The sequence below is a fragment of the Actinacidiphila guanduensis genome (assembly GCF_900103985.1).
GTDB lineage: Bacteria > Actinomycetota > Actinomycetes > Streptomycetales > Streptomycetaceae > Actinacidiphila > Actinacidiphila guanduensis.
In genome coordinates this window covers 128,430-154,369 of sequence record NZ_FNIE01000005.1, presented here as the reverse complement: position 1 = coordinate 154,369, position 25,940 = coordinate 128,430, and the positions used below count along the sequence as shown (strand labels likewise).

General features: G+C 73.3%; 21 protein-coding genes and 1 pseudogene. 16 read left to right on the top strand and 6 right to left on the bottom strand.

Features of this window, described 5'->3' with window-relative positions; genetic code table 11:
* Window positions 1-8: 8 nt before the first annotated feature.
* The 5 genes from BLR33_RS12355 (at window position 9) to BLR33_RS12335 (ending at window position 6,530) form a co-directional block, all read left to right on the top strand.
* Complete coding sequence (locus tag BLR33_RS12355) at window positions 9-899, top strand: carbohydrate ABC transporter permease (protein WP_093784439.1); 891 nt, start codon at window positions 9-11, stop codon at window positions 897-899.
* A 150-nt stretch (window positions 900-1,049) separates the two neighbouring features.
* Window positions 1,050-2,783, top strand: coding sequence for a glycoside hydrolase family 13 protein (locus BLR33_RS12350; protein ID WP_093784438.1), 1,734 nt, complete (start codon window positions 1,050-1,052; stop codon window positions 2,781-2,783).
* A gap of 155 nt (window positions 2,784-2,938) precedes the next feature.
* Window positions 2,939-4,558: an MFS transporter gene (locus tag BLR33_RS12345; protein WP_093784437.1), complete on the top strand. Its 1,620-nt coding sequence runs from the start codon at window positions 2,939-2,941 to the stop codon at window positions 4,556-4,558.
* Window positions 4,555-5,172 (top strand): TetR/AcrR family transcriptional regulator, encoded by a 618-nt coding sequence (locus BLR33_RS12340; protein ID WP_093784436.1) that lies wholly within the window; start codon window positions 4,555-4,557, stop codon window positions 5,170-5,172. Before BLR33_RS12345 ends, BLR33_RS12340 begins: the two co-directional genes overlap by 4 nt.
* 437 nt (window positions 5,173-5,609) lie before the next feature.
* Complete coding sequence (locus BLR33_RS12335) at window positions 5,610-6,530, top strand: endonuclease/exonuclease/phosphatase family protein (RefSeq protein ID WP_407639673.1); 921 nt, start codon at window positions 5,610-5,612, stop codon at window positions 6,528-6,530.
* 276 nt (window positions 6,531-6,806) lie between these two features.
* Here the strand turns inward: BLR33_RS12335 and BLR33_RS12330 are convergent, their stop codons facing one another.
* The gene (locus tag BLR33_RS12330) at window positions 6,807-8,561 is read right to left on the bottom strand and encodes an NAD+ synthase (protein WP_176930243.1); all 1,755 of its coding nucleotides are present in this window, start codon (window positions 8,559-8,561) and stop codon (window positions 6,807-6,809) included.
* A gap of 171 nt (window positions 8,562-8,732) precedes the next feature.
* Here BLR33_RS12330 and panB point away from each other — a divergent pair, with 171 nt between their 5' ends.
* From panB to BLR33_RS12305, 5 genes are all read left to right on the top strand, one after another.
* Complete coding sequence (gene panB, locus BLR33_RS12325; protein ID WP_093784433.1) at window positions 8,733-9,596, top strand: 3-methyl-2-oxobutanoate hydroxymethyltransferase; 864 nt, start codon at window positions 8,733-8,735, stop codon at window positions 9,594-9,596.
* 507 nt (window positions 9,597-10,103) lie between these two features.
* On the top strand, window positions 10,104-10,595 hold the full coding sequence (locus tag BLR33_RS12320; protein ID WP_245771395.1) for a sigma-70 family RNA polymerase sigma factor: 492 nt from the start codon (window positions 10,104-10,106) through the stop codon (window positions 10,593-10,595).
* Window positions 10,592-11,314, top strand: a complete 723-nt coding sequence (locus tag BLR33_RS12315; RefSeq protein WP_093784431.1) for an anti-sigma factor family protein — start codon at window positions 10,592-10,594, stop codon at window positions 11,312-11,314. The genes BLR33_RS12320 and BLR33_RS12315 overlap by 4 nt, the downstream gene beginning before the upstream one ends.
* A 203-nt stretch (window positions 11,315-11,517) precedes the next feature.
* A complete protein-coding gene (locus tag BLR33_RS12310) occupies window positions 11,518-12,597 on the top strand; it encodes an ATP-binding cassette domain-containing protein (RefSeq protein ID WP_093784775.1) in 1,080 nt (359 codons plus the stop codon).
* Window positions 12,594-13,427, top strand: a complete 834-nt coding sequence (locus BLR33_RS12305; RefSeq protein WP_093784430.1) for an ABC transporter permease — start codon at window positions 12,594-12,596, stop codon at window positions 13,425-13,427. Before BLR33_RS12310 ends, BLR33_RS12305 begins: the two co-directional genes overlap by 4 nt.
* Before the next feature lie 11 nt (window positions 13,428-13,438).
* Here BLR33_RS12305 and BLR33_RS12300 read toward each other — a convergent pair whose 3' ends face one another.
* Window positions 13,439-16,894 (bottom strand): AfsR/SARP family transcriptional regulator, encoded by a 3,456-nt coding sequence (locus BLR33_RS12300; protein WP_093784429.1) that lies wholly within the window; start codon window positions 16,892-16,894, stop codon window positions 13,439-13,441.
* A 302-nt stretch (window positions 16,895-17,196) separates the two neighbouring features.
* Between BLR33_RS12300 and BLR33_RS12295 the strand changes: the two genes are divergently transcribed.
* Complete coding sequence (locus tag BLR33_RS12295) at window positions 17,197-17,982, top strand: site-2 protease family protein (RefSeq protein ID WP_093784428.1); 786 nt, start codon at window positions 17,197-17,199, stop codon at window positions 17,980-17,982.
* On the opposite strand, the gene BLR33_RS12290 is transcribed toward BLR33_RS12295, so the two are convergent.
* The 3 genes from BLR33_RS12290 to BLR33_RS12280 form a co-directional block, all read right to left on the bottom strand.
* Window positions 17,963-18,142 carry a hypothetical protein gene (locus tag BLR33_RS12290; RefSeq protein WP_093784427.1) on the bottom strand — a complete coding sequence of 60 codons (180 nt, stop codon included), beginning with the start codon at window positions 18,140-18,142 and terminating at the stop codon, window positions 17,963-17,965. The two genes, BLR33_RS12295 and BLR33_RS12290, sit on opposite strands and share 20 nt — an antisense overlap.
* A 109-nt stretch (window positions 18,143-18,251) precedes the next feature.
* Complete coding sequence (gene npdG, locus BLR33_RS12285) at window positions 18,252-18,953, bottom strand: NADPH-dependent F420 reductase (protein WP_093784426.1); 702 nt, start codon at window positions 18,951-18,953, stop codon at window positions 18,252-18,254.
* A gap of 135 nt (window positions 18,954-19,088) precedes the next feature.
* Window positions 19,089-19,271: a hypothetical protein gene (locus BLR33_RS12280; RefSeq protein ID WP_093784774.1), complete on the bottom strand. Its 183-nt coding sequence runs from the start codon at window positions 19,269-19,271 to the stop codon at window positions 19,089-19,091.
* 85 nt (window positions 19,272-19,356) lie between these two features.
* Between BLR33_RS12280 and map the strand changes: the two genes are divergently transcribed.
* On the top strand, window positions 19,357-20,214 hold the full coding sequence (gene map, locus BLR33_RS12275; protein ID WP_093784773.1) for a type I methionyl aminopeptidase: 858 nt from the start codon (window positions 19,357-19,359) through the stop codon (window positions 20,212-20,214).
* A 65-nt stretch (window positions 20,215-20,279) separates the two neighbouring features.
* Window positions 20,280-21,251: a hypothetical protein gene (locus tag BLR33_RS12270; RefSeq protein ID WP_093784425.1), complete on the top strand. Its 972-nt coding sequence runs from the start codon at window positions 20,280-20,282 to the stop codon at window positions 21,249-21,251.
* A gap of 51 nt (window positions 21,252-21,302) precedes the next feature.
* On the opposite strand, the gene BLR33_RS12265 is transcribed toward BLR33_RS12270, so the two are convergent.
* On the bottom strand, window positions 21,303-22,049 hold the full coding sequence (locus tag BLR33_RS12265; protein ID WP_093784424.1) for a bifunctional DNA primase/polymerase: 747 nt from the start codon (window positions 22,047-22,049) through the stop codon (window positions 21,303-21,305).
* 168 nt (window positions 22,050-22,217) lie between these two features.
* Between BLR33_RS12265 and ddaH the strand changes: the two are divergent.
* The 3 genes and pseudogenes from ddaH to BLR33_RS12250 all read left to right on the top strand — a co-directional run.
* A pseudogene (gene ddaH / locus BLR33_RS12260) lies at window positions 22,218-23,054 on the top strand (dimethylargininase); the annotation flags it as partial.
* A 107-nt stretch (window positions 23,055-23,161) separates the two neighbouring features.
* Window positions 23,162-24,748 carry a phytoene desaturase family protein gene (locus BLR33_RS12255; RefSeq protein ID WP_093784423.1) on the top strand — a complete coding sequence of 529 codons (1,587 nt, stop codon included), beginning with the start codon at window positions 23,162-23,164 and terminating at the stop codon, window positions 24,746-24,748.
* Complete coding sequence (locus BLR33_RS12250; RefSeq protein ID WP_093784422.1) at window positions 24,745-25,893, top strand: magnesium and cobalt transport protein CorA; 1,149 nt, start codon at window positions 24,745-24,747, stop codon at window positions 25,891-25,893. The genes BLR33_RS12255 and BLR33_RS12250 overlap by 4 nt, the downstream gene beginning before the upstream one ends.
* Window positions 25,894-25,940: the final 47 nt, after the last annotated feature.

Sequence of the window (25,940 nt, the reverse complement as noted above, 5' to 3'; positions counted from 1 at the left end):
ACCCCACCATGGCAGAGTTCACCCCCCAGACCCGGACGCTGATCTCGTCCGCGGCCCTCTCCCGCCCCCGCGGCAAGGTCGTCTACTGGACGGTCCTGTCGGTGGTGCTGGTGGTCTTCACGCTGGTCTTCATCGGCCCGCTGTACTGGATGGCGACCAGCGGCTTCAAGAACGTCCACGAGGTGCTGCACAACCCGCCCACGCTCTACCCGCACCATCCGCAGGCGTCCAACTACAAGACGGCCTGGACCCAGTTGCAGCTGGCCCGGCTGCTGTGGAACACCGTCTACTACGCCTTCGGCGCGCTGTTCTTCCAGCTGGTCCTCGACGTGGCCGCCGCCTACGCGCTGTCCAAGCTGCGCCCGGTGCTGGGCAACGTGGTGCTCGGCGCGATGCTGGCCACGCTGATGATCCCGGCCACCGTGCTGGTCGTCCCGCAGTACATGACCGTGCTCGACCTGCCGATCCTGCACCTGAACCTGATCAACCATCCGTGGGCGATCTGGCTGCCGACGGTGGCCAACGGCTTCAACATCTTCCTGCTCAAGCGGTTCTTCGACTCCATCCCGCAGGACCTGATGGCGGCCGCCGCCATCGACGGCGCCGGGCCGATCCGCACCCTGGTCTCCGTCGTGCTGCCGATGTCGCGGCCGATCCTCGGCGTGGTGTCGATCTTCGCCGTGGTGAACGTCTGGAAGGACTTCCTCTGGCCGATGCTGGTGGAGCCCGACCCGAAGAAGCAGCCGATCAACATCGGCATCCAGTCGCTCTCGCAGGGCGTGCCGGAGAACGTGCTGATCGCCGCGCTGGCGATCTCGGCGGTACCCACCCTGCTGATCTTCCTGCTCTTCCAGCGCAACATCATGTCCGGTCTGACCGCGGGCAGCCTCAAGGGCTGACGCCTGCCGCGCCCCCCGGCACAGCCCCCCAAAAAGCCGCACGACCCGAAACGCACCACCCATCAGCACTCCGCCGCCGGCCCCCGCACACCCGACATCCCCGCACGCGGGGCCGGCGGCGGGGTCCCACCTGCCCGAAAGGACGTTGACGTGGCAGACACCCCTCAGCCCGAGGCCGACGAGAACTGGTGGCGCGGCGCGGTCATCTACCAGGTCTATCCGCGTAGCTTCGCCGACAGCAACGGCGACGGCACCGGTGATCTCGCCGGAGTGCGGGCCCGCCTGCCGTACCTCGCCGAACTCGGCGTCAACGCCCTGTGGTTCAACCCCTGGTACCCCTCGCCGATGGCCGACGGCGGCTACGACGTGGCCGACTACCGCGACGTGGAGCCGGTCTTCGGCACCCTCGCCGAGGCCGAGAAGTTGATCTCCGAGGCCCTGGCGCTCGGCATCAGGACGATCATCGACATCGTGCCGAACCACATCTCGGCCGCCCACCCGTGGTTCCGCGAGGCGCTGGCGGCCGGCCCCGGCTCGCCGGCCCGCGAGCGGTTCTGGTTCCGGCCCGGCCGCGGCGAGCACGGCGAACTGCCGCCGAACAACTGGCCCTCGCAGTTCGGCGGCCCGGCCTGGACCCGCACCACCGACCCGGACGGCACGCCCGGCGACTGGTTCCTCAACCTCTTCGACTCCGAGCAGCCGGACCTGAACTGGAACCACCCGGAGGTCCGCGCCGAGCACGAGGACATCCTGCGGTTCTGGTTCGACCGCGGCGCCGGCGGGGTGCGGATCGACTCGGCGGCGATGGTCTGGAAGGACCCGCTGCTGCCCGACCTCACCGACGACCCGGCCGCGCCCCACCCGTACATCGACCGGGACGAGCTGCACGACATCTACCGCGGCTGGCGGCGGATCGCCGACTCCTACCCGGGCGCGCGCATCCTCGTCGGCGAGGTGTGGCTGCCCGACGCCGAGCGGTTCGCCCGCTACCTGCGGCCCGACGAGATGCACACCGCCTTCAACTTCGACTTCCTGGCCTGCCCGTGGGAGCCGGCCCGGCTGCGCACCTCGATCGACACCACGCTGGCCGCGCACGCGCCGGTGAGCGCGCCGGCCACCTGGGTGCTGTGCAACCACGACGTGACGCGGACGGTGACCCGATACGGGCGCGCCGACACCGGCTTCGACTTCGCCACCAAGGCGTTCGGGGTGCCCACCGACCTGGAGCTGGGCACCCGCAGGGCGCGGGCGGCCGCGCTGCTCACGCTGGCGCTGCCCGGCACGGTCTACCTCTACCAGGGCGAGGAGCTGGGGCTGCCCGAGGTGGAGGACATCCCCACGGACAAGCTGCAGGACCCGATGTACCTGCGCTCGCTCGGCACCAACCCCGGCCGCGACGGCTGCCGGGTGCCGCTGCCGTGGTCCGGCGACGTGCCGCCCTTCGGCTTCAGCCCGGCGGGCGCCGCCGAGCCCTGGCTGCCGCAGCCCGCGGACTGGGCCGCCCGCACCGCCGAACTCCAGGCGGCGGACCCGGCGTCGATGCTGTCGCTGTACCGGGCGGCGGTGCGGCTGCGCAGGGAGTTGCAGCGGAGCCCGGCCGGCGGGGCGGAACTCGGCGGCGGGCCCTCCGACGGGGCAGGCGGCGGGCTCGACGGCGAACCGGCCGACGGCTTGCACGGCGCGCTTTCCGACGGGCGGCTGGAGTGGCTGGGCAGCGCCCCCGAGGTGCTGGCCTTCCGCCGCGGCGGGCACTTCGCCTGCGTGGTGAACCTCGGCGCCGAGCCGGCCGAACTGCCGCCGCACACCGAGATCCTGCTGACCTCGGGCCCGCTCGCCGAGGACGGCCGGCTGCCGCAGGACACGGCGGTCTGGCTGCACGTCTGACCGTACGGCACCCCACGTACGACCCGCACACGGCGACCGCCGGAGAGCACTCTCCGGCGGTCGCTGTCGTTCCGGTCCCTGCCGTTCCGAAAGGCTTTACCCGCCCTTTGCGATACGAGACAGGGCCGTATCGTAAATCAGGTACGCTTGGCGGTATGGCCGAAGATGCGATAAGCGGGCAGGCGTCGACCGCCCTGCCGACCCACAAGGTGCCCGAGGCGATCCACCGCCGGCGCTGGGCGATCCTCACCGTGCTGCTGTTCAGCTTGCTGGTGGTGGTGCTGGACAACTCCATCCTCAACGTGGCGATGAAGACCATCGCCCAGCCGTCCCCCACCGGACTCGGCGCCAGCCAGAGCCAGTTGGAGTGGGCGATCAACTCCTACACCCTCGTCTTCGCCGGCCTGCTCTTCACCGCGGGCCTGCTCGGCGACCGGCTCGGCCGCAAGAAGGTGCTGCTGCTGGGCATGTTCATCTTCGGCGGCGGCTCGGCACTGTCGGCGTTCGCCGGCTCGGCGGGCGAACTCATCGCCTGGCGCGGGGTGATGGGCCTGGGCGGCGCGCTGATCATGCCCGCCACCCTCGCCATCATCATGAACGTCTTCGAACGCGAGGAGCAGCCGCGCGCGATCGGCATCTGGGCCGGCGTGGTCGGCCTGGCCATCGCGATCGGCCCGATCACCGGCGGCCTGCTGCTCCAGCACTTCTGGTGGGGCTCGGTCTTCCTGGTCAACGTGCCGATCGTGGTGCTCGGCCTGATCGCGATGTTCGTCATCGTCCCCGACTCCAAGGACCCCAGGCCCGGCCGGCTCGACCCGATCGGCGTGCTGCTGTCCATCGCCGGCCTGGTGCTGCTGATCTACGGCATCATCAAGGGCGGCCAGTACGGCGACTTCACCCGCCCCGAGGTGTGGGCCACCGCGCTGGGCGGCCTCGTCATCCTGATCGGCTTCGTGTGGTTCGAGGCGCGCAGCGACCACCCGGCGCTCGACGTCTCCTACTTCAAGAAGCGGCAGTTCTCCGCCTCGGTCACCGCGATCGGCCTGGTCTTCTTCGCGCTGATGGGCGTGACCTTCTTCGTCGTCTTCTACACCCAGTCCGTGCGCGGCTACAGCGCCCTGCAGTCCGGCCTGCTGCTGCTGCCGCTGGCCGCCGCCCAGATGGTCTTCGCCCCGCGGGCGCGGCTGCTGGTCGACCGGTTCGGCGCGCGGGCGGTGTGCACCGGCGGCATGGCGCTGACCGGTATCGCCTTCCTCGGCTTCCTGCTGCTCGGCCGCACCACCCCGATCTGGGTCCTGGAGGTGCTGTTCTTCCTCATGGGCACGGCGATGGCACACGTGATGCCGCCGGCCACCGTGATGATCATGTCCTCGCTGCCGCGGGAGAAGGCCGGCTCGGGCTCGGCGGTCAACAACACCTTCCGGCAGGTCGGCGGTGCGCTCGGGGTCGCCGTGCTCGGCTCGCTGATGTCCACCGTCTACCGCGACAACGTCCAGAGCCACCTCACGGTGCTGCCCGCGCCCGCGCGGCACTCGGCGGCCGAGTCCATCGAGGCCACGCTCGGCGTCGCGAGCCGACTCGGCCCGCGCGGCCAGGCGCTGGTCGACCCGGCCAACAACGCGTTCATCCACGCCATGCACGTCACCGCCGCCGCCTCGGCCGCCGTGGCACTGATCGGCGCCGTGATCGCCCTGGTCTTCCTGCCGGCGAAGCCCCGCCCCGAGGCCGCCCCCGGCGGCAGCGAGGAGCGGGAGATGGTGGGTGCGCAAAAGTGACCGGTACCCCGGTTCCGGCAGCGGCCGCGCGGCGCGGGCGGCCGCGCAACGCGGCCGTCGACAGCGCGGTGGTCGACGCGGTGCTGCGGCTGCTCGGCGACGGCGCCTCGATCGGCGAGTTGACGATGGAGGGCATCGCGCGGGAGGCGGGTGTCGGCAAGGCCACGGTCTACCGCCGCTGGCCCGGCAAGGACGCCCTGATGCTCGACGTCCTGGCCGCGATCGAGCCCCCGCCGACGCCGGAGCACACCGGGGACCTGCGGACGGACCTGATCACGGCGGTGGAGTACATCCGGCGGCGCAGCCTCGCCAAGCGCGAGTCGGCCATGATGCGGGGGGTGCTGCTGGAGGTGCAGAGCAACCCCGAGCTGTGGAAGCGCTACCACGACACGGTGGTGGCGACCCGCCGCCGGATGCTCACGGACCTGCTCGAGAAGGCCATCGCGGCGGGCGACATCCGGCCCGAACTCGGCACGGATCTCGATCTGCTGGCGGACATGGTGGCGGGCCCGGTCCTGTCCCGCGCCACGATGCGGCCGGACGCCCCCCTCCCCGAGGACCTGGCCCCCCGCATGGTCGACATCCTCCTCAACGGCCTCCGCCCCCGCGAATAGCCGAGCCAACTGCCCGGAACAACGGCTCCCTTGAGCAGGCGGCGAGGCCGAGTCGAGTGCGCACGTCCGCGAATGCGACAAGGGCGCCCTTCTTGCGCAAGAGGGGCGCCCTTGAGGCTACCCGGGCGCGCCTGACGTCGTCCCGCACGGGCGGGCGGAATGTGATGGTTTCGTCACAAGGGGGTTGTCGCAGGGCTGCGGACGGAACCCGGGGCGGGTCGTCGGCCGTCGGTTCACATGACGATCCCCTATGGTCGGAGCACCGGCAGGCCCCCGCCGCACCGGCGGGCGGCGGCGAAAGCGGCAGGCGAGGTTCTTCCATGACGCAGGCGCACAGCGGCACCGACGCGAGCACGGACGGCGGGGGGCCGCGGCAGGCAGGCGGCACCCGCGCCCGCCTGACCGCGCGGTTCCTGCGCTGGTGGCGCCCGCGGGGGATGTGGCGGCGCGGCATCGTCACCGCGGTGGCCGCCCTGGTGCTCACCGGCCTGTTCGTCTTCCACGCCGACCTGCCCAACCGGGTCGGCAACCTCGGCAGCCTGCTGGAGACCTTCCTGCCCTGGCTGGGCCTCGCGATCCCCGTGCTGCTCGCCGTCGCGCTGCTGCGGCGCTCGGTCACCGCGCTGATCGCCCTCGTGCTCCCCGCCACGGTCTGGCTCAACCTCTTCGGTGGCCTGGTCACCGAGAAGTCCTCGCCGGGCGGCGACCTGACGGTCCTCACCCACAACGTCAACGCCGAGAACCCCGACCCCGACGGCACCGCCCGCGACGTGGTGAAGGCCGGCGCCGACATCGTCGCCCTGGAGGAGCTGGCCGCCGGCGAGGTGTCCCGCTACTCCGGCGACCTGGCGGCCGCCTACCCCTACCACTCGGTGCAGGGCACGGTCGGGCTGTGGAGCCGCTACCCGATGACGGACGTGCGGCCGGTGGACATCAAGATGGGCTGGACCCGGGCGATGCGCGCCTCGGTGCGCACCCCGCACGGCGAGGTCGCCGTGTACGTGGCCCATCTGCCCTCGGTACGGGTGAAGTTCGACGCCGGCTTCACCGCCGGGCAGCGCGACAGCGCCGCCGACGCGCTCGGCGAGGCGATCGCCGCCGAGCCGCTGCACGACGTGGTGCTGCTCGGCGACCTCAACGGCACCATGAACGACCGGGCGTTGGCCTCGGTGACCTCGCAGATGCGCTCCACGCAGGGCGCGGCCGGCAACGGCATGGGCTTCAGCTGGCCGGCGAGCTTCCCGATGGCCCGGATCGACCAGATCATGGTCAAGGGCATCGAGCCGAAGTCGTCATGGACGCTGCCGCGCACCGGCAGCGACCACCTGCCGGTGGCCGCCCGCCTCCAAGTGCCGTAACGACGGGGTCCGTCGGCCGGAGGACTGCCCAAGGCCCGGCCGCGCGGCACCCGTTCACCGACCGACCGCCCACCGACCGGCCACCCGGCACCCGTTCACCGACGGATCGCCCATTACCCCGGCCACCCGGCACCCGTTCACCGACCGACCGCCCACCACCCGGCAGCCCGGCCCGGCCGTCTCTCCCACCCGGCCACCCAGCAACCGGCCACCCGGCTACCCGGCAACCGGCCACCCGGCCGCACCCGGTGGCCCCCGTACGCCTCCTCGACGCCCTTACGCCCCTTCGCGCCACCGGTCGGTGATCGGCAGCCGCCGGTCCTTGCCGAAGCCCTTCGGCGAGATCTTCGTGCCCGGCGGGTACTGCCGCCGCTTGTACTCCGCGGTGTCGGTCAGCTTGAGCACTCGCGTGACCAGCTCCGGGTCGAAGCCCGCCGCGACGATCTCCTGGAAGCCGCGGTCCTGGTCGACGTACAGCTCCAGCACCCGATCGAGCACGTCGTAGTCGGGCAGCGAGTCGGTGTCGACCTGGCCGGGGCGCAGCTCGGCGCTGGGCGGCTTGGCGATGGAGTTCTCCGGGATGGGCGGGACCTCGCCGCGGGCCGCGGCCTCGGCGTTGCGCCAGCGGGCGAGGCGGAAGACGGTCGTCTTGTAGACGTCCTTGATCGGCCCGTAGGCGCCGACGGAGTCGCCGTAGAGGGTGGAGTAGCCCACTGCCAGCTCGCTCTTGTTGCCGGGGGCGAGGACGATGTGGCCCTCCTGGTTGGAGATGCCCATCAGGGTCACCCCGCGAAGGCGCGACTGCAGGTTCTCCTCGGCGAGGCCGGTGAGCTCCAGCGAGGACATGTACGCGTCGAACATCGGCGCGATGGGGACGGTGCGGAAGTGCAGGCCGGTGCGGCGGGCGAGTTCGGCGGCGTCGTCCTTGGAGTGGTCCGAGGAGTACGCCGAGGGCATCGAGACGCCGTGGACGTGCTCGGCGCCGATCGCGTCGCAGGCGATGGCGGCCACCAGCGCGGAGTCGATGCCGCCGGACAGGCCGATGAGCACCGAGCGGAAGCCGTTCTTGCGCACGTAGGCGCGCAGGCCCGTGACCAGGGCGCCGTAGATCTCGGCCTCGGAGCCCAGCGGTTCGCCCTGCCCGCCGGTGTGCACCGGCTCGTACGGCTCGACGGGCGTCTCGGAGAGGATCACGTGCCGCATTTCCAGTCCGTCGGCGACGAGCCCGGCCGCGGGCACCCCGGTGGCGGCGGGCAGCTCCAGGTCGAGCAGCACGCACTCCTCGGTGAACTGCCCGGCGCGGGAGAGCACCTCGCCGCTCGCGTCGACGACGATGGTGTCGCCGTCGAAGACCAGCTCGTCCTGCCCGCCGACCATGGCGACGTAGGCGAGCGCGCAGCCGGCCTCCTGGGCGCGCTTGCGGACCAGCTCCAGGCGGGTGTCGTCCTTGTCCCGCTCGTACGGCGAGGCGTTGATCGCCAGCAGCAGCCCGGCGCCGGCCTCGCGGGCGCCGGGCACCCGGCCGCCGTCCTGCCAGAGGTCCTCGCAGATGGCCAGCGCGACATCCACCCCGCGCACCCGGACCACCGGCATGGTGTCGCCGGGCACGAAGTAGCGGAACTCGTCGAAGACGCCGTAGTTCGGCAGGTGGTGCTTGGCGAAGCGCAGCGCGACCTTGCCGCCGTACAGCACGGCCGCGCAGTTCTGCGGGGCGCCTGCCGGCTGGCCGTACTTCGGCTGGGCGTCCTCGCTGCGGCCCAGATAGCCGACGACGACGGGCAGCTCGCCGAAGCCCTCGTCGGCCAGCTCGCGGGCCAGCTCCGCCAGCGCGGTGCGGCTCGCGGCCACGAAGGAGGCCCGCAGCGCCAGGTCCTCCACCGGGTAGCCGGTGAGCATCATCTCGGGGAAGGCCACCAGGTGCGCCCCGGCCGCCGCGGCGTGCCGCACCTGCCGCAGCACGGCGGCGCGGTTCCCCTCGATGTCGCCGACACAGGAGTCGATCTGATTCAGAGCGATGCGTAGTTGGGCCACGCGGCCATCATAATCGTCAATTCGACGCGATGTCGCGTGCCGGCGGCTGTCGCCCGTGTCACGTGGCCACCGCGGTCGCCGGGGTTTCCGGTCCCGGGCCGGCGTGCCAGCATGGAAGTGGTCCGGGGACGCCGTGAGGGCGCCTCGAGATGACATGAAGGAGGCGTCGTCATGACGCAGCTTCCGGCTGCCCCCAAGGGGGCGGACAACCCGAAGGCGCTCTACGGCGGGACCGGCACGCGCCGGGTCACCGTCCGGGACATCGCCGCCGCCAAGGAGCGCGGCGAGAAGTGGCCCATGCTCACCGCCTACGACGCGATGACCGCCTCGGTCTTCGACGAGGCCGGCATCCCCGTGCTACTGGTCGGCGACTCGATGGGCAACTGTCACCTGGGGTACGACTCCACCGTGCCGGTCACCATGGACCACATGGCCATGCTGTCGGCGGCCGTGGTGCGCGGCACCAGCCGGGCGCTGGTCGTGGCCGACCTGGTCTTCGGCTCCTACCAGGAGGGGCCCGCCCAGGCCCTGCGCAACGCGACGCGGCTGGTGAAGGAGGCCGGGGTCGGCGCGGTGAAGCTGGAGGGCGGGGAACGCTCGCTGGCCCAGACCGAGACGCTGGTCGAGGCCGGCATTCCGGTGATGGCGCACATGGGGCTGACCCCGCAGTCGGTGCACACCCTGGGCTACCGGGTGCAGGGCCGCGGCGAGGAGGCGGCCGCCCGGCTGATCCGGGACGCCAAGGCGGCCCAGGACGCGGGCGCCTTCGCGCTGGTACTGGAGCTGGTGCCGGCCGAGGTGGCCGCCGAGATCACCCGCTCGCTCCACATCCCCACCATCGGCATCGGCGCGGGACCCGACTGCGACGCCCAGGTGCTGGTGTGGACCGACATGGCCGGCATGACGCAGGGCAAGGTGCCGCGCTTCACCAAGCAGTACGCGGACCTGCGCCGCACCCTGGGCGACGCGGCGAAGGCGTACGCCGAGGACGTGGTGGGCGGCGCCTTCCCGGCCGAGGAGCACACCTTCCACTGAGGGTGCCGCGGAGGGCCCGGCAGGCGGGGGCCCGCCGAAGGTCTGCCCGGAGGTCAGCGGGCGACGGCTGCCGAAGGTCCGCCGAGGGCGAGGCCCGTGCCCCCCGCCGCGGGCCCCGCTGAGAAGTGCCCCGCGGCGGGGCCCGGTTCGCACCGGGTCCCGCCGCTTGCCCCCGCCGGCACCTTTTGGCACGGAACGCTCCCTTTCCCGCCGGACGTCTGAGATGGTCGCCACACGGCTGAGACGACCGGGCCCGCCGTCCGTATACAGCGGTGAGCGCCCCCAGCGGCGCGACCCGCCGTACCCAGGGGAGCCCACCATGGTCACCACCCGCACCTCCCGCCCCACGCGGCAGACGCCGCCCGCCGGCGTGGGGTACGGCCGCTGATGTCCCGGTCTGCGACCCGCGAACTCGACCGGGAGCGGCGGGTACGGCAGTATGCCGCCGTGGACGGACCACCACTGGAACCCCCGGAGCCGGCCGAGCCGGTGCCGGAGGAAGAGCTCATGCGGGCGCTGTACCGCGAGCACGCGAGTGCCCTGTTCGCCTACGTGCTGCGGCTCGTGGCCGGGGACCGCTTCCTCGCCGAGGACATCGTCCAGGAGACGCTGCTGCGGGCCTGGAAGAGCGCGGCCAAGCTGGACCCGCAGGCCAGATCGCTGCGGCCCTGGCTGGTCACGGTCGCGCGCCGGATCGTGATCGACGGCCACCGCAGCCGCCAGGCCCGCCCGCCCGAGACGTCGCCGGCCGGTCTGGAGCAGCTACCCGCGGGCGACGAGCTGGAGCGCTCGCTGCGGCTGATGACCATCTCCGACGCCCTGCAGGACCTCTCGGCGGCGCACCGCGAGGCGCTGGTGGAGACCTACTTCCGCGGCCGGACGGTCAGCGAGGCCGCCGAGGAGCTGGGGCTGCCGCCCGGCACCGTCCGGTCCCGGGTTTTCTACGCGCTGCGCGCCCTGCGGAACGCACTGGAGGAGAGGGGGGTGACCACTTCATGACACCCCATGTGGACGTGGGCGCCTATCTGCTCGGCGCGCTGGACGACGAGGAGATGTCCCGCTTCGAGGAGCACCTCGCCGACTGCGACGAGTGCGGGCAGCAGCTGGACGAGCTGAGCGGCGTGGTGCCGGTGCTCGCCGAGCTGCGCGACGACGGTGTCGGCTACGTCGAGCCGCCGGGCGACGCCCTGCTGGCCCGGCTGCTGGCGCGGGTGGCCGCCGAGCGGCGCGCGCGGCGGCGCAGGCGGCTGGTGGCGGTGGCGGCAGCGGCGGTGCTGGTGATCGGCGGTCCGGCGATCGCGGTGGTGGCCTCCGACGGCGGCGGGAGCTCGGGCCGGACGACGGCCGCGCAGTTCGACGCGCGCGCCTCGGCGACGAACACCGCAACAGGCGTGTCGGCGGTCGTGGGGGTCGCCGACAAGGGCTGGGGCAGCGAGGTCCAGCTGCGGCTCTCGGGGGTGCGGGGCCCGCTCGACTGCCACCTGGACGCGGTGGGGAACGATGGCCGCCGGCAGACGGTGGCCAGCTGGTCGGTCCCGGCGGCCGGCTACGGGCTGGTGCCGGGCAGCAGGCCGCTGACGGTGACGGGGGGCACGGGGATGCACGACGACGCGATCAAGCGCTTCGAGGTGCGCGCGCAGGACGGCACGCTGCTGGTGAGCGTGCCCTCCCCGACCACGGTGCCCTCTGACCGGCCGCGCACGTCCACTCCCGGCTAGAGCCCGCGCAGGCCCCGCGGCGCCCCCGGTCGGAGGCGGTTCGCGCCGCATGAGAAGCCGCGGGCCCCCGACCAGGGCCCGCCGGCCGCCGGCCGGAAGCGAGAGCGCGCCGACGGGCCGCCGACACCGGCGTCCTGGCCGCCGTACGCACATGTCGGTGCGATGTCGGCGCCGTGTCGGAAGGCCCGTGCATCGTGGTGGGCATGACGACGCGACTGACAGACAACGGTGGGACCGCCGCCGTCGAGGTGCGCGGGCTGGTGAAGCACTACGGCTCGACCAAGGCGCTCGACGGGGTGGATCTGGAGGTGCGCCAGGGCACGGTGCTCGGCGTGCTGGGGCCCAACGGCGCCGGCAAGACCACGCTGGTGCGGGTGCTCTCCACCCTGATCCGGCCCGACGCGGGCACCGCCCGGGTGGCCGGCTACGACGTACTCCAGCAACCCCGGCAGCTGCGCCGGGTGATCGGCCTGACCGGCCAGTACGCCTCGGTGGACGAGAAGCTCTCCGGCCGGGAGAACCTCTACATGATCGGGCGGCTGCTCGACCTGCCCCGCAAGGACGCCCGCGCCCGGGCCGACGAGCTGCTGGAGCGGTTCTCGCTCACCGAGGCCGCCCGGCGGCCCGCGATGCAGTATTCCGGCGGCATGCGGCGGCGGCTCGACCTGGCCGCGAGCATGATCGGCCGGCCGGCGGTGCTCTACCTGGACGAGCCGACCACCGGCCTGGACCCGCGCACCCGCAACGAGGTGTGGGAGGAGGTCCAGCGGATGGTCGCCGAGGGCGCCACGGTGCTGCTCACCACCCAGTACATGGAGGAGGCCGAGCAGCTCGCCCACGAGCTGACGGTGGTGGACCGCGGCCGGGTGATCGCCGAGGGCAAGGTGGCCGAGCTGAAGGCGAAGGTCGGCGGCCGCACCCTGCGGATCAGGCCGGCCGACCCCGGCGAGGCGGCCGCGATGGCCGAGGCGATCGGGCAGGCCGGGCTCGACGGGGTGGCCGGTGCGCACGTGGACAGCGCCGAGGGCCTGGTCAGCGTGCCGATCCTCAGCGACGAGCAGCTGACCGCGGTGGTCGGCCTGCTCGGCGGCCGCGGCTTCGGCATCGCCCACATCGACACCCATCTGCCCAGCCTGGACGAGGTGTTCCTGGCGCTCACCGGCCGCCAGCCGGCGCCGGAGGAGCCCACCGACGAAGCGGCCCGGCCGTCGCGGGGCGGGCAGCCCGCCGGACCCGACCGGGCCGAGCCGAACAACGAGAAGAACGTGGAGGTGGCGGTATGAGCGCGGCCACGGCGACCACCGCCCTGCCGGCCGGCGCGGCCGCGGCGGGCGAGGGCCGGATCGGCCTGCGGGCCAACCTGCGGCACATCGGCGCCCTCGCCCGGCGCAACGTGCTGCAGATCAAGCAGGACCCGGAGTCGATGTTCGACGCCCTGCTGATGCCGGTGATCTTCACCCTGCTCTTCGTCTACGTCTTCGGCGGGGCGGTCTCCGGCAAGGGGCACCAGCACGAGTACGTGAACTACGTGATCCCCGGCCTGATGGCGATGATGGGCATGAACATCGCCATGGCCGTGGGGACCGGCATCAACGACGACTTCCAGAAGGGGGTCATGGACCGGTTCCGCACGATGCCGATCGCCCGGTCCTCGGTCCTCATCGCGAAGATCGTGGTCGAGGTCGGCCGGATGCTGATCGCCACGGCGATCCTGCTGGGCATGGGCTTCGCGCTCGGCCTGACCATCGAGACGGACGCGTTGCACCTGCTCGCCGCGATCGCGCTCTCCTCCGTCTTCGGTGCCTCACTGATGTGGATCTTCATTCTGCTGGGCCTGACGATGAAGACGGCCCAGGCGGTGCAGGGAGTGGCCATGCTCGTGCTGATGCCGCTGCAGTTCGGCAGCTCGATCTTCGCCAAGCCGACCACGATGCCGGGCTGGCTGGAGGGCTTCACCAAGGTCAACCCGCTCTCCAACCTCGCCGACGCCTCCCGCGCGCTGATCAACGGCGGCCCGGTGGCGCACTCGGTGTGGATGACGCTGGCCTGGGCGGTCGGCATCACCGTGGTGACGGCGCCGCTGGCGGTGGCGCGGTTCCGCAAGAAGACCTGACGGCGAGCGGGTCAGGCCACGTCGCGCATCAGGGCGACGGTCTCCTCCACGGAGAGGCCGTCGCCCTCGGCGCGCGCGGCCGCGTACTGCGCCTCGCCCAGCATCGCCTTCAGACGCAGGGCGTAGTCGGCCATCTGCGCGGCCTCGGCGGGCGGCACCGCCACGGGGCGCAGCCGGTCGTGCGCCCCGGCCAGCGCGGCCGCCCGGCGGGCCCGCCGGCGGGCGATGCCGTCGCCCGGGGGCAGGGTGCCCGGGCCCTCCGCGACGGCGCCCGCGTCCGGCGCCTCCTTCAGCCCGGTCTCGGCGAGCAGCGTCAGCAGCTCCACCGCGCCCGGCGAGATCACGATCGGCAGCCGCGGGGTGATGACATGGGCCAGCGGGTGGGACAGCAGCTCGTCCACGCCCTCGCTGAGCATCGCCAGGCCGCGCTCGGGCTCGCCGGCCTTGCCGACCAGGTGGCCCTTGAGCCCCTTGAGTATGCCGGTGACGAAGCCGGGCACGCCCTCCGCGGCACCCGCCACCGACGCGGCGTCCGCCATCGCCTTCTCGACCAGGGCGAGCGCCTCCGGCAGCCGGTCGCGCCGGCCGAGGTTCACCGCGAGGAGTACCCGGCCGAAGAACGCGGCCCCGTCGGCGGCCGCGCCGATCCCGGCGGCCGCCTCGATCCCCTCGCGCAGCAGCCGCTCGCCCTCCTCGACACGGCCGGAGTTTATCATCGCGTCGCCCATCCGGACGGTGAGGACGGGCACGTACTGGTGGGAGCCGATCTTGCGGGCCATGGCGATGCCCTGGCGGCAGCAGTCCACCGCGTGCTCCCACTGGCCGCTGTTGATCGACGCCTCGGCCTCGGCGGAGAGCGTCTCGGCCGTGCCCCACTCGTCGCCGAGTTGCTGGAACAGGCGGCGGCTCTCGCCGATGTCGCGCAGCGAGTCGCCGATGAACTCGGTCAGGTCGTTGTTCACCTTGGCCCGCAGCTGGAGCGAGAAGGCCAGCTCCCAGGGGCGGTTGTGGATGCGGCACGCCTCCACGGTCTCGTTCACCAGGCGGCGCAGCTGCTCGAAGTCGCCGGTGAAGAAGGCCCCGTAGGGGCGCAGGATGCCCGGCGGGCGGGCGGACTGCGGGAGATGGGGCGGGTAGGCGTCGATGACGGCCGCGCCCAGCCGGCGCAGCGACGGGTCGCCGAACCACTGCTCCTCGCCCTCCCGGGCGGTGACCTCGATCATCCGCACCCAGCGGCGGGCCTCGCGCAGTTGGAGGGGCGTCAGCGGCGGCGGGTCCTCCAACGGGCCGCGCTCCAGGGGCTCCAGTGCGTCCTCGGTGTCCGCGAAGGGGTCCGGGCCCATCGCCGCCACGGCGGCCGGCCAGTTGCGGCGCTCCGAGACGTAGTTGCGCACCTCCCAGAACCAGGCGCAGCCCAGCACCAGTTGGAGCGCCTGCTGCTCGTCGCCCGCGGCCACCGCCCGGCGCAGCGCCGCCCGCAGGTTCTCGTGCTCGCGCTCCAGCCGCTCGAACCAGTGGAGTTGGCCGGAGCCGCGCAGCTTCGGGTCGGTGGTGCGGGCGAACTCCCGGAAGTAGTCCATGTGCCGCGCCTCGACCGCCGCACGCTCCCCGGACTGCGACAGCCGCTCGCCGGCGTACTCGGCGATCGTCTCCAGCATGCGGTGCCGCACGCCGTCGGGGCCGACGTCGGCCAGGACGAGCGACTTGTCGACGAGGGAGGCGAGCAGCGCGGCCGCGTCGGGGGCGTCTATCAGGTCCTCGCCGCCGGCCGCCGGGTCGGGGTCGGCGCAGACAGCCTCGACCGCTTCGAGGGTCCAGCCGCCGCGGAAGACGGCGAGCCGGCGCAGCAGCACCCGCTCGGCGGGTTCGAGCAGGTCCCAGGACCAGTCGACGACCGCGCGCAGCGTCTGCTGGCGCGGCAGCAGGGTGCGGCTGCCGCCGGTGAGCAGCCGGAACCGGTCGTCCAGCCGGTCGGCGAGCTGGCGCGGGGACAGGCTGCGCAGCCGGGCCGCGGCCAGTTCGATCGCCAGCGGCAGGCCGTCCAGCCGCCGGCACAGCTCGGCGCAGGCCGCCGGGTCCTCCTCGACCGAGAAGTCCGGGCGGGCGGCGGCCCCGCGGTCGGCGAGCAGCCGCAGCGCGGGCGACTGCGGCAGCGGGTCCAGCGGCCGCACCAACTCCCCCGGTACGCCGAGCGGTTCGCGGCTGGTGGCGAGCACGGCCAGGTCCGGGCACTCGGCGAGCAGTTCGCCGGCCAGGTCCGCGGCGGCGTCGATGACGTGCTCGCAGTTGTCCAGGACGAGCAGCAGGCTGCGGCTCGCGCAGTAGGCGGCCAGCTGCCGGGTGGCGTCCTTCGGCTTGGTCTCGGCGGCGAGCGCGGCTTCGGCGGCGCTGCCGGAGTGGAGCAGGGTCTCGCGCAGGCCGAGCGAGCTGATCACCGCCTCGGGGACGGTCGCCGGGTCGCTGACGGGGGCGAGTTCGACGTACCAGACGCCGTCCGCCCACTTGGCCGCGGCCAGGTCGCCGGCCTCCTGCGACAGCCGGGTCTTGCCGGTGCCGCCGGGGCCGGTGATCGTCACCAGCCGGGCCCGCTCCAGGTCGGCGCGTACGGCGGCGAGGTCCGCCTCGCGGCCGACGAAGCTGGTCAGCCGGGCGCGGGCGTTGCCGGGCGCGCGGCGCTGCGGGCGGGACGGGGCCGGCCCGGGCGCCGCCGCGGCGGCCGGGGCGGGGACCGGGTCGCCGCCCACCGGGCCGGCGCCGAGCAGTTCGGCGTGCAGGGCGCGCAGTTCGGGGCTCGGGTCGGCGCCCAGCTCCTCGGCCAGCACCCGGCGGACGGCCTCGTACGCCGTCAGCGCGTCGGCGGTGCGGCCGACGGCCCGCAGGGCGCGGATGTGCAGGGCGCGCAGCGGCTCGTCCAGTGGGTGGGCGGCGGCGAGGGCGGCCAGCTCGGGCAGGACGCGGTCGGCCCGGCCCAGTTCCAGTTCGGCGGTGAGCCACTGCCGCTGGGCGGCCAGCCGCAGCGCCTCGGCGCGGACGGCCGCGGTGTCGCGGTCGGGCAGGTCGGCCAGGGCGGGGCCGCGCCACAGCGCGAGGGCGTCGCCGAGCAGCCCGGCGGCCTTGACGGGGTCGCCGTCGGCCAGCGCCCGGCTGCCCTCCTCGGCGAGCCGCTCGAACCGGAAGAGGTCCACGTCCTCGCGGGCGGCCTCCAGCCGGTAGCCGCCCTCCACCGAGCCGACGGCCGCGTGCCCCAGGGTGCGCCGCAGCCGCCCGACGAGCGCCTGCAGCGCGCCGCTCGCGTCGGCCGGCGGGTCGCCGTCCCACACCTCGTCGATGAGCGCGTCCGAGCCGACCACCCGGCCGGGCCGCAGCGCGAGCGCGGTCAGCAGCGCGCGCAGCCGCCCGCCGGCGGGCGCGACGACCGCACCGTCGTCGCGTACCGCCTGCGTAGGACCGAGGATCACGTACCGCACGGGCCCATTGTGTCGGAGTCGCCCGCCGTGAGTGCGAAGGGCGACTCGAAGGGGCGCTGGGGGTACCTCCAGGCGAAGCTCTGGGGGAGGAACTGCACGAGCAGCCCAGGACCGGCGGCTGGTCCGGCGCGGACCGGGCGCCCCCTCCGGGCCGCTGGCGAAGCCCGGCACCGCACCAGTGGGCCGCGCGGTCCGCGGCTGCAGCCGTGAGAAAGCCGCCGCACCCGTGAGAAAGCCACCGCACCCGTTACTGTTCAGGCGGGTGCTGTTGCCCGACCCCCGCACCGCGAGGAGCCCCGTAGATGAGCGTGACCCAGCTGCGTGCGAGCCGGCGCAGCCACAACCGCCGGATCAGCCCCGTCTTCCTCGGCATCGTCGCCGTGATGCTGGTCTCGGGCTGGGCCGTCTGGACCCGGTACGCCTCCGACAGCGGTTTCGCGATCTTCCTGTTCGTCGTCTCCGGCTGGCTGTTCTCGCTCTGCCTGCACGAGTACGCGCACGCCCGCACCGCCCTGCACAGCGGCGACCTGAGCATCGAGGACAAGGGCTACCTCACGCTCAACCCGCTGAAGTACACCAACGCGGTGCTCTCGGTCCTGCTCCCCGTGCTCTTCGTGATCATGGGCGGCATCGGCCTGCCCGGCGGCGCCGTCTACGTCGAGCGCGGCCGGATCCGGGGCCGGATCCGGCACAGCCTGATCTCGGCGGCGGGCCCGCTGACCAACGTCGTCTTCGCCCTCGCGCTGATGCTGCCCTTCACCCTCGGCGCGGCCGACAGCTGGCCGGTGGAGTTCTCCGACGCCTTCGCGTTCCTCGCGCTGCTCCAGGTCACCGCGGCGATCGTGAACTTCCTGCCGGTGCCGGGCCTGGACGGCTACGGCGTGGTGGAGCCCTGGCTGTCGTACGGCCTCCGGCGGCAGGTGGAGCCCTTCGCGCCCTTCGGCCTGCTGGCCGTCTTCGGCATCCTCTACATCCAGTCGGTCAACGACCGCTTCTTCCGGATGATGTACACGATCATGGGCTGGTTCCACGTGCCGGACAACGCCGCGTACTTCGGCTACCAGCTGTTCAGGTTCTGGAAGAACTGACCGCCTTGGCCTTGCGCCGGTAGTACCACCACATGTTGCTCGTGACGCCGGCCAGCAGCAGCCAGACGATGCCCAGCAGGCTGCCCTTCGCGAAGGAGACCGCGGCGGCGGCCACGGCCAGCACGAACAGGACGAGGCAGTAGGCGGGCAGGCGGGACATCGGCGGCGGCTTCCTGTCGGTGATACGCGCGGGCCCGCTCATTCTCCCCCATGGGCCGCCCGCCGTCCCCGCGGCCCGGGCGCACGGCGGAGCGGCCCGTCACGCAGGGTCACACGTCGGTGACGCGCAGGCCCGCGTGGGCCTTGTAGCGGCGGTTCACCGAGATCAGGTTCGCCACCAGCGACTCCACCTGGTGGGCGTTGCGCAGCCGGCCCGCGTAGACCCCGCGCATGCCGGGGATACGGGCGGCCAGCGCCTGGACCACGTCGGTGTCCGCGCGGGAGTCGCCGAGCACCATCACGTCCGTGTCGATCTCCTCGACAGCCGGGTCCTGCAACAGCACGGCCGACAGGTGGTGGAAGGCGGCGGTGACCCGGGACTCGGGGAGCAGCGCGGCGGCCTGCTGGGCGGCGCTGCCCTCCTCGGGGGTCAGCGCGTAGGCGCCCTGCTTGTCGAAACCGAGCGGGTTGACGCAGTCGACGACGAGCTTGCCGGCGAGCGCCTCGCGCAGGCCCTCCAGCGTCTTGCCGTGGCCCTCCCACGGGACGGCCACGATCACCACGTCGCTGCGGCGGGCGCACTCCTCGTTCTCCGCGCCTTCCACGCCGGCGCCCAGCTCCTGGGCCGCGGCCTGCGCGCGCTCCGCGCTGCGGGAGCCGATGACCACCTTCTGCCCGGCCCGCGCCAGCCGGTACGCCAGTCCGCGCCCCTGGTCCCCGGTCCCCCCGAGCACCCCGACCACCAGCTCACCGATGTCCGGCAGGTCCCAGGGGTCCTTCCGGGCGGGCTTCTTCCCATCCTCAGCGTTCATGCCGCCATCCTGCCGTACGGCTCCCCGCCGCGGGGGTCCGCGTCTCGTCCCGCGGCACCGGCCGGTGGGTGACTTGTCGCGCAGTTTCCCGGCCTGGGTCCGGCGACGGGACGGGAACGCCGACGGCGGCAGCCGTCACTCGCGCGAGTCCCACTCGTCATTGCGCTCGGCCACCCGCTCCATCGCGTGCTCCGCCTCCGCCTTGGTCGGGTAGGGGCCGAAGCGGTCCTTCGCGGGGCAGTCGGGGCCTTCCTCGACCCGCTGGTGCTTGAGGCAGTAGAACCACTCCCCCGGCTTCCCGGCCGGCCGCCTCGCCATATGGAACCCCATGACGTCCTCCCTCGTCGTCCGCCCGGAGGCGCACTTCCATCGTGCCCGATGCCGCGCCGATACACTCGTCGGCATGTCTGGTCAGTCGCTGCTCGTCCCCGGCACCCTCTCTCCTGCCCGGCACGTCCCCGCCTCGATCCCGCGGCCGGAGTACGTCGGGAAACCGGGTCCCGCGAAGTACACCGGGCCCGAGGTGCAGGACGCGGACACCATCGACCGGATGCGGGTGGCCTCGCGGATCGCCGCGCAGGCGATGGAGGCCGCGGCCGCGGCCGTGGCGCCGGGCGTCACCACAGACGAACTCGACCGCATCGCCCACGACTTCATGGTCGAGCAGGGCGCCTACCCGTCCGACCTCGGCTACCGCGGCTTCCCCAAGTCGATCTGCACCTCGGTCAACGAGGTGATCTGCCACGGCATCCCGGACTCCACGGTGCTGCGCGACGGCGACATCGTGAACCTCGACGTGACCGCCTTCATCCACGGCGTGCACGGCGACTGCAACGCCACCTACCTCGTCGGTGACGTCGCCGAGGAGTCGCGGCTGCTGGTGGAGCGCACCCGCGAGTCGCTGGACCGCGCCATCAAGGCGGTCCGCCCGGGGCGGCAGATCAACGTCATCGGCCGGGTCATCGAGTCGTACGCCAAGCGCTTCGGCTACGGCGTGGTGCGGGATTTCACCGGCCACGGCATCAACACCTCCTTCCACTCGGGCCTGGTGATCCCGCACTACGACGACCCGCGTGCGACGACCGTGATGCGGCCGGGGATGACGTTCACCATCGAGCCGATGCTGACGCTGGGCACCTACGAGTACGACATCTGGGACGACGGCTGGACGGTCGTCACCAAGGACCGCAGGCGCACCGCCCAGTTCGAGCACACCCTGGTGGTCACCGCGGACGGTGCCGAGGTCCTCACGCTCCCCTGACGCGGGCCCGGTAGGGTTGCCGCGACCCCATCGGATTGCCGGTAGGCAAGGAGAGCCGACGCGCCATGTCCCGCCGCAGGTTGGGCCTCGCGGCCGCCGCCCTCGCGCTGACCGTGCCGCTCGCCGGCTGCATGACCGTGCACGGCGAGCGCGCGCTGATCCCGTCCGCGACGCGCGCCCAGGCCGCCCAAGTACTCGCGCACTTCGCCGCGCAGAACAACAAGGCCACCAAGGCGTACGACGAGCAGGCCGTCGCCTCCATCGAGGCCGGCCCGCTGGGCGCGATCGACCAGGCCGGGGTGCGCGCGCGGCACGTCAACAGCCCCCAGGGGAACCCGGACTTCACCCCGCTGGTCTTCTCCGACACCACGTATGTGATACCGAAGCAGCGCGGCTGGCCGAAGTTCTTCCTCGCCGAGACGAAGACCAACCGCAACGGCGACGCCCGCTGGCTGCTGGCCTTCCGCCGCAGTTCGCCGACCGACCCGTGGAAGGCGGACTTCCTCGCCACCGCCGCGCCCGGCGCGCTGCCGGACTTCCTGGTGGACAAGGACGGCTACGCCCGGGCGGTGCCGCTCGCGGGCACCGACCTCCTTGTGCAGCCGGGGCAGTTGAGCAGCCAGTACGCCCGGTACCTGGACGCCGGCGACACCTCCGGCACACCGTTCGCCCCGGGCCCTGCCACCACCGGGGTGCGGGCGGACCACCAGCAGAACGCCAAGAGCGCCAACACGGTGACGCAGTACGCCGACCAGGCCGACACGGCGGGCGACTTCGCGCCGGTGGCGCTGCGCACCAAGGACGGCGGCGCGATGGTCTTCTTCGCCTCACGGCACCAGTCCCGCTCCACCTTCCGGGCGGGCTACCGGCTCAACCTCGACAAGGACACGCAGGCGCTGACCTCGGGCACCCCGAAGACGTCGATCACGCTGTCGCACGTGGCGCAGAGCATGGTGCGGGTGCCGGCGAAGTCCGCGGGCGGGCAGGTGGAGTTCCTCAGCCGGCTGGTCGGGCTGGTCTCGGCCACGGGCGCCTGAACCGGCGGCCGTTCTTGGGGCCGTGGGCGCGCGGCCCGGGCGGTACGGGGCTCAGCGGCCCCAGGCGACCGGCTCGGCCTCCGGCTCGTAGCCGAACTGGGCGCAGGCGTCGGTGAGGATGTCCAGCACCGGCAGCGGGTCGGGCAGCGGCAGGTCGGGGCCGAGTCCGGGCAGCCACCGCACGACGTGGCCCGAGGGCAGCCGGGCGGGGGGCAGCAGCACGTAACTGCCGCGGCAGTGCCAGCGGATGCCGGGGTGCTCGTCGGCCGTCTCGGGGTGGCAGTCGAGTTCGCAGGGCCACCACTCGTCCTCGTCGGCGGGGGTGCCGCGGGTGGCGGTGAAGAACAGCAGCCGCTCCTCGCCGGAGGCGGCGACCGGGCCGAGGGTGGCCGAGTCGGCGCCGAGCCGTTCGAGCGCGACGTGGCCGGCCTCGGCGGGCACGTCGAGCACGTCGTGGTCGCGGCCGGTGGCGGTGACGAAGTTGGCCAGCGGGTGGGTGCGCAGCCAGTGGTCCACCTGCTGCGGGTCGGTGGTGGCCTGGGTCTGCCAGGCGAGCGAGATCGGGTGCAGGCCCGGGATGGGACAGCCGATCCGCTCGCAGGAACAGCCGAAGCCGTCGGGGTGCGCGGCGGGCGCCACCGGGAAGCCGGCCTTGGCGGCGGCGCGGGTCAGCTCGTCGCGGCGCGGGTCGGGCAGGGCGTCGCGGCGGCCGCGGGCGGCTCGGGTGGGGCGGGCAGGACCTGATGCGCTGTCCGTACGGCGTCGCAGCCAGCCGGACACCTTGTTCATGCCTGCCATCGAGCTCCTTCCCTCGCCCCGGGCCCGTCGCCCTACACGGTACGCGCGTGCCGGGCCTTTCCGCCCCCGGGGGGCTGCGCCGCCACCGACTGCGGCACAACCGGCCCGCCGGGCGGAAGGTGCCGCCACAATGAGTCCACCCCCGCACCCCGGGGGCCCGCACGGCTTGCTCACACCCCCGAGGAGCCCTCATTGCGCACTGCCAGAACCCGCCGGTTCCTGATGTGCCCACCGGCGCACTACCGGATCACGTACTCCATCAACCCCTGGATGGACCCCAGCAAGCCCGTGGACCCCGCGCTGGCCCTGTTCCAGTGGGAGGACCTGCGCGAGCGCTACCGCGGCCTCGGCCACACCGTCGAGGTGCTCGACGCGCTGCCGGGGCTGCCCGACATGGTGTTCGCGGCGAACGGAGCCACCGTCATCGACGGCCGAGTGCTGGGCGCCCGGTTCGCCAACCCCGAGCGGGCCGCGGAGGCCCCGGCGCACCTGGCGTGGTTCCGCGCGCGGGGGTACGCCGAGATACGCGAGCCGGAGCACGTGAACGAGGGCGAGGGGGACTTCGTGGTCACCTCGTCCTGGATACTCGCCGGGCAGGGCTTCCGCAGCAGCCCGCTGGGCCACGACGAGGCGCAGGAGTTCTTCCGCCGGCCGGTGATCAGCCTGGAGCTGACCGACCCGCGCTTCTACCACCTGGACACCGCGCTGGCCGTCCTGGACGACACCGCCGACGAGGTCATGTACTACCCCGGCGCCTTCTCGCCCGGCAGCCGCGCGGTGCTGGAACGGCTCTTCCCGCAGGCGCTGCTGGCCACCGAGGAGGACGCGGTGGCCTTCGGCCTCAACGCGGTCAGCGACGGCGCCAACGTCCTGCTCCCCCGGGCCGCCACCGGCCTGCTCGCGCCCCTGCGGGCCCGCGGCTTCACCCCCGTCCCGCTCGACATGTCCGAACTCCACAAGGCGGGCGGCAGCGTGAAGTGCTGCTCGCTGGAGCTGCGGGACTAGCTGTTCTGTCCGGGGAGGTTGCGGACACAGCACCTGGGCCGGCGTCTTCGCCGGCGGGCCGCGCGGTGCCCGGTCGCGGCGTCCGGAAGGCCCGTACGCTGCCCCGTATGAAGGAATACGACGTCGTGATCGTCGGCGGCGGGCACAACGGGCTGGTGGCCGCCGCCTACCTGGCGGGGGCCGGCAAGCGGGTGCTCGTGCTGGAGCGGCTGGAGGCGACCGGCGGTGCCGCCGTCTCGAAGCGGGCGTTCACCGGGGTGGACGCCCGCCTCTCGCGGTACTCGTACCTGGTGAGCCTGCTGCCGCGGAAGATCGTGGACGAGCTGGGGCTGCGGTTCGCGGTGCGGCGGCGGCGCATCTCCTCGTACACCCCGCAAGGGGACCGCGGGCTGCTGGTCGATGCCGGCGACGAGGCGCGCACTCGCGAGCAGTTCGTCCGGCTCACCGGTTCGGAACGTGAGTTCGAGGCGTGGCGGCGGTTCTACGCGATGACCGGACAGGTGGCCCGCCGGGTTTTCCCGACGCTCACCGAACCGCTGCCGACGCGGGCCGAGTTGGAGCGCCGGGTGGACGACCGGGCGGCCTGGGAGGCGCTGTTCGAGCGGCCGCTGGGCGAGACGGTGGAGGAGGTGTTCGCCGACGACACCGTGCGCGGGGTGGTCCTCACCGACGCCCTGATCGGCACCTTCACCCACGCCCACGACCCCTCGCTGCGGCAGAACCGCTGCTTCCTCTACCACGTGATCGGCGGCGGGACCGGTGACTGGGACGTGCCGATCGGCGGGATGGGCGCCTTCACCGACGCGCTTGCGGACGCCGCCCGCGCCGCGGGTGCCGAGATCGTCACGGGCGCCGAGGTGACCGGGATCGCCACGGACGGCGCCGTCGCCGAGGTGGCGTACGGCGATGGCCATACCGTCGGCGCGCGCGATGTGCTGGTCAACGCCTCGCCGCACGCGCTGGCCGCGCTGCTGGGCGAGCCGTCGGGACCGAAGCCGGAGGGCGCCCAGCTCAAGGTGAACATGCTGCTGCGCCGGCTGCCGCGGCTGCGCGACGCCGCGGTGGACCCGCGCGAGGCGTTCGCGGGCACCTTCCACATCGCCGAGGGGTACGGGCAGTTGCAGCGCGCGTACGAGCAGGCCGCCGCGGGGGCGGTGCCGGACGCGCCGCCCTCGGAGATCTACTGCCACTCGCTGACCGACCCCTCGATCCTGTCGCCGGAGCTGGCCGCGCAGGGCGTGCACACCCTGACGCTGTTCGGCCTGCACGCGCCCGCGCGGCTGTTCGCGGCCGACCCCACGGGCGTCAAGGAGCGGCTGCTGGCGGCGACACTGGCGCAGCTGGACGCGGTGCTGGCCGAGCCGATCGCTGACTGCCTCGCGGTGGACGCGCAGGGGCGGCCGTGCCTGGAGGCGAAGTCGCCGCTGGACCTGGAGCGCGAGGTGGGGCTGCCCGGCGGGCACATCTTCCACCGGGACCTGGCGTGGCCGTACGCGCCCGAGGGCGCCTCCGGCGGGGGCGCTGAAGGGGACTCGGCTCCCGGTGGTGACGTGACGCGCGCCACGGGCCGTTGGGGTGTCGGCACCGGGCATGCGAACGTCTTCCTCTGCGGCGCGGGCGCGGTCCGCGGCGGCGGGGTCAGCGGTGTCCCCGGGCACAACGCGGCGATGGCGGTACTGGAGAAGACGCGATGACGGCATCCCGGTCGAAGAGGTCGTTCCGGCCCACGGTGGTGCGCTCCCCGGAGCGGGCACCCGGCCGCACCGGCCGGCAGTGGCGGCGGCGCGAGCACTGGCACACGCTGGAGTCCGGCGCGGACGGCCTGCCCGGGCCGCGACGCTGCACTGCGGACGTGGTGGTGGACTGCGCGGTGTACGAGGACGGTTCGCGGGCGGCCTCGCTGCCGCCGCAGGCCGCGCTGGAGGAGGCCCGGCGGCGCGGCGGCTTCGCGTGGATCGGCCTGCACGAGCCGGAGGCCGAGCACCTGGCGGAGATCGCCGAGGTCTTCGGCCTGCACCCGCTGGCCGTCGAGGACGCCGTCCAGGCCCACCAGCGGCCGAAGCTGGAGCGCTACGGCGACACGCTGTTCCTGGTGCTGAAGACGATCGTCTTCGTGGAGCACGAGAAGCTGACGGCGACCAGCGAGGTGGTGGACACCGGCGAGGTGATGATCTTCCTCGGCCCGGACTTCGTGGTCGTGGTGCGGCACGGCAGCGCGCCGGGCCTGACCGGGGTGCGCAAGGCGCTGGAGGCGCGCCCGCAGATGCTGGCGCACGGGCCGGCGGCGGTGCTGCACGCCATAGCCGACCGGGTCGTGGACGACTACCTGGACGTGGCCGACGCGGTCGAACTCGATGTGGACACCCTGGAGTCGGACGTCTTCTCCGAGGCGCACGCGGACGACGCCGAGCGGATCTACCAACTCAAGCGCGAGCTTATCGAGTTCAAGCACGCCGTCTTCCCGATGGCGCGCCCGCTGGAGCGGTTGACCGACGGCGCCGAGGGCCTGGTGACCGCGGAGATGGGCCGCTACTTCCGGGATGTCGCCGACCACCTCTCGCACGTCCGCGAACGGCTGGTGGCGTACGGGGAGTTGGTCGACGGGCTGCTGTCGGCGAACCTCAGCCGGCTGGCCGTGCAGCAGAACGTCGACATGCGGCGGATCAGCGCGGGCGCGGCGATCCTGGCGGTGCCGACGATGATCGCCGGGTTCTACGGGATGAACTTCCGCCACATGCCGGAGCTGGGGTGGACCTTCGGCTATCCGCTGATGCTGGGGGTGACGGCGGTGCTGTCGGGTCTGTGCTACCGGGGTTTCAGGAAGGTCGGGTGGCTCTGAGCGGGCTCGCTCGTGCGGGGGTTCCGCCCCTGCGCGGGTTCCCCTCC

Bases quoted from the DNA above. Each gene is read 5' to 3' on its own strand.
- BLR33_RS12320 (WP_245771395.1), top strand. From the start codon at position 10,104: ATGCGGGCGCTGTACCGCGAGCACGCGAGTGCCCTGTTCGCCTACGTG.
- panB (WP_093784433.1), top strand. From the start codon at position 8,733: ATGACGCAGCTTCCGGCTGCCCCCAAGGGGGCGGACAACCCGAAGGCG.
- BLR33_RS12345 (WP_093784437.1), top strand. From the start codon at position 2,939: ATGGCCGAAGATGCGATAAGCGGGCAGGCGTCGACCGCCCTGCCGACC.
- npdG (WP_093784426.1), bottom strand. From the start codon at position 18,953: ATGAACGCTGAGGATGGGAAGAAGCCCGCCCGGAAGGACCCCTGGGAC.
- BLR33_RS12315 (WP_093784431.1), top strand. From the start codon at position 10,592: ATGACACCCCATGTGGACGTGGGCGCCTATCTGCTCGGCGCGCTGGAC.
- BLR33_RS12310 (WP_093784775.1), top strand. From the start codon at position 11,518: ATGACGACGCGACTGACAGACAACGGTGGGACCGCCGCCGTCGAGGTG.
- BLR33_RS12280 (WP_093784774.1), bottom strand. From the start codon at position 19,271: ATGGCGAGGCGGCCGGCCGGGAAGCCGGGGGAGTGGTTCTACTGCCTC.
- BLR33_RS12265 (WP_093784424.1), bottom strand. From the start codon at position 22,049: ATGGCAGGCATGAACAAGGTGTCCGGCTGGCTGCGACGCCGTACGGAC.
- BLR33_RS12295 (WP_093784428.1), top strand. From the start codon at position 17,197: ATGAGCGTGACCCAGCTGCGTGCGAGCCGGCGCAGCCACAACCGCCGG.
- BLR33_RS12335 (WP_407639673.1), top strand. From the start codon at position 5,610: ATGTGGCGGCGCGGCATCGTCACCGCGGTGGCCGCCCTGGTGCTCACC.
- map (WP_093784773.1), top strand. From the start codon at position 19,357: ATGTCTGGTCAGTCGCTGCTCGTCCCCGGCACCCTCTCTCCTGCCCGG.
- BLR33_RS12305 (WP_093784430.1), top strand. From the start codon at position 12,594: ATGAGCGCGGCCACGGCGACCACCGCCCTGCCGGCCGGCGCGGCCGCG.
- BLR33_RS12255 (WP_093784423.1), top strand. From the start codon at position 23,162: ATGAAGGAATACGACGTCGTGATCGTCGGCGGCGGGCACAACGGGCTG.
- BLR33_RS12290 (WP_093784427.1), bottom strand. From the start codon at position 18,142: ATGTCCCGCCTGCCCGCCTACTGCCTCGTCCTGTTCGTGCTGGCCGTG.
- BLR33_RS12250 (WP_093784422.1), top strand. From the start codon at position 24,745: ATGACGGCATCCCGGTCGAAGAGGTCGTTCCGGCCCACGGTGGTGCGC.
- BLR33_RS12355 (WP_093784439.1), top strand. From the start codon at position 9: ATGGCAGAGTTCACCCCCCAGACCCGGACGCTGATCTCGTCCGCGGCC.
- BLR33_RS12270 (WP_093784425.1), top strand. From the start codon at position 20,280: ATGTCCCGCCGCAGGTTGGGCCTCGCGGCCGCCGCCCTCGCGCTGACC.